Below are 2,332 nucleotides of genomic sequence, written 5' to 3'. Positions count from 1 at the left end.
GGCCGATATGGCGCATACCTTATTATATCTCTTGGGATACAACAAACCCGACGAACGTATTCTTCCCAAAGATTTCGATTGGGATAATCGGAAAACCCTGACGAAGGGACTTGAAGAATTGACCGCCGCCCTACGCCCATGGACGATAGATTTTCACGTTGCCCAAAACGACGGCACCGTATTTGGTTCCGGTTCCCACGACAAGACCGGAAGACATTGTCTTGCCGACGATCCCAAGGGAAAATTGGATATCGCCGTCGATGCCGGCCACTGGCTCCGCGACGAACACGGTAACCTGACCAAAAAAATCAAGCACATCTGCTGGGACGGCTGTATGTTCCCCAACGACGTCATGATGAAACCCAAGACTTGGAACGATATTTTGGGCGCCATGATTCAGGTTAGGGAATTGCATGGTTGGCATGAGAAGGAGTAGGCGGTGAATTGTCTAAATTCTAACCTGCCCTTTACATTTGCGAAGGTATTCCCACTCCCTCGGGGAGGGCTAAGGAGGGAACATCAGAGGTGAAGTAAAACTTAAAATATGAGCAACAAAAAAGATTTAAGAATCGGCCTTGTCGGTTACGGTTTTATGGGTAGAACCCATTCCAACGCCTATAAACGGATACCCAATTTTTTCCCGGAGCTACAGTATAATCCCATTTTAAAGGCAGTTTGTGCCAGAAACGAAGAGCGGGTTACCGCATTCGCCGAACAATGGGGCTATGAATCCATCGAAACGGATTGGCGGAAACTCGTTGCCCGTAACGATATCGATGCCATAGACATCTGTACCCCGAACAATATGCATGCAGAGATTGCCATTGCAGCGGCGGAGGCCGGAAAAATGGTTTTGTGCGAAAAACCCTTGGCCAGAACGGTTGCCGAAGCGCAGCCGATGGTAGATGCCGTTGAGAAGGCCGGGGTGGCCAACACGGTGTATTATAATTACAGAAGGGTCCCTGCCGTTACCTTGGCAAAACAATTGATAGACGCCGGAAAACTGGGCAAAATCTTCCATTACCGCGCAAACTTTTTACAAGATTGGACCATCAGTCCCGAACTCCCCCAGGGTGGTGAAGGATTATGGAGGCTGGACAATGCCGCTGCCGGATCCGGAGTAACCGGCGACCTTTTGGCCCATTGTATCGACACTGCCATGTGGTTGAACGGGGGCATTAAGGATGTTTCCGCCATGACCGAAACTTTTATCAAAGAACGGGTACATTCCAAAACCGGTGAAAAACAGGAAGTAACCATCGACGATGCCTGCCTGTTCCATTGTCATTTTGATAACGGATCCCTAGGCTTATTCGAATCCACGAGATATGCACGTGGCCACAAGGCGCACTATACCTTTGAAATAAACGGCGAACACGCCTCCATCAAATGGAACCTGCACGATTTGTCGCGGCTGGAATATTTTGACCATCGAGACGAATCCATAGAGCGCGGCTGGCGTTCCATCCATGTCACCGATGATGATCAGCCTTATATGGACAAATGGTGGGTGCCGGGACTATCCATCGGGTACGAGCATAGTTTTATACATCAGATAGCCGATTTTCTAAAAGCTTTGGAAGAAGGAAAACCCTGCTCCCCGACCTTTAAGGAAGCCCAAGAAACCCAGAAAGTATGTGAGGCTGTATTGGAATCGGCGAAATCGAGAAGCTGGAAGGATACAGGGGTCGAGTGGAAGTAGGTAGTGTTCAGGGAACAGTCCAAAAGGCTTAATTCAGACTAAAAATTCGAATCAAAAAAATGAGCAAACAACTAAAAGGCTTCTGTCTTCAAGGCCGAGAAAGAATTTACCCCGGTTCGGATGTATCCGTTACTGCTAACACTTCTGTGGTGGATATGGAGATTCCGGAGCTTAAGGAAGGGGAAATTTTGGCAAAGACCTTGTATACGGGAATCTGCGGTTCCGATAATAGCGCGGCTCTGGGCAAGCCAAATTTCGATTGGGTCGAACGGCCACGAATAATCGGCCACGAGTTCAGTGCCGAAATACTCGAACTGGGCCCCGGCGATCACGGCGACCTCAAAGTGGGCGACCTTTTCACGCCATTAGCGATGTTGGGGTGCCAAGATGAGGAATGTCCCGCCTGTAGCGTGGCGAAATGGAACCTGTGTCCCCAAAAACAAATCATTGGCTTCCATAGAAATGGGGGTTTTGGGCAACAGGTGGTGTTGGAATCCGACAGGGTCGTACCGCTCATGGATGGACTGACTCCCGAGCAGGGAGCATTGGTGGAGCCTTTGTCCGTTGTAGTAAACGCCTTGTATAGCAAATGCCATATCAAGCCCGGCGACGATGTCGTCGTCACCGGAT

At 49.6% G+C, this 2,332-nt stretch carries 2 protein-coding genes and 1 pseudogene; all 3 read left to right on the top strand.

Annotation, left to right across the window (positions count from 1 at the left end; genetic code table 11):
* Nucleotides 1–436, top strand: a pseudogene (locus tag ACEW8S_RS14810) (sugar phosphate isomerase/epimerase); the annotation flags it as partial.
* A 108-nt stretch (nucleotides 437–544) separates the two neighbouring features.
* Entirely contained in the window at nucleotides 545–1,702 is a 1,158-nt protein-coding gene (locus tag ACEW8S_RS14805) for a Gfo/Idh/MocA family protein (RefSeq protein ID WP_373518905.1), read from the top strand.
* A gap of 59 nt (nucleotides 1,703–1,761) precedes the next feature.
* On the top strand, nucleotides 1,762–2,332 hold a 571-nt coding region (locus ACEW8S_RS14800), incomplete at its 3' end, for an alcohol dehydrogenase catalytic domain-containing protein (protein WP_373518904.1).

Source organism: Pricia sp., from assembly GCF_041745955.1.
GTDB lineage: Bacteria > Bacteroidota > Bacteroidia > Flavobacteriales > Flavobacteriaceae > Pricia.
Note: the sequence above shows the minus strand (reverse complement) of the source record. Positions and strands in the feature narration are given on the sequence as shown.

Coding starts and splice junctions, on each gene's coding strand:
- ACEW8S_RS14805 (WP_373518905.1), top strand. CDS start 545: ATGAGCAACAAAAAAGATTTAAGAATCGGCCTTGTCGGTTACGGTTTT.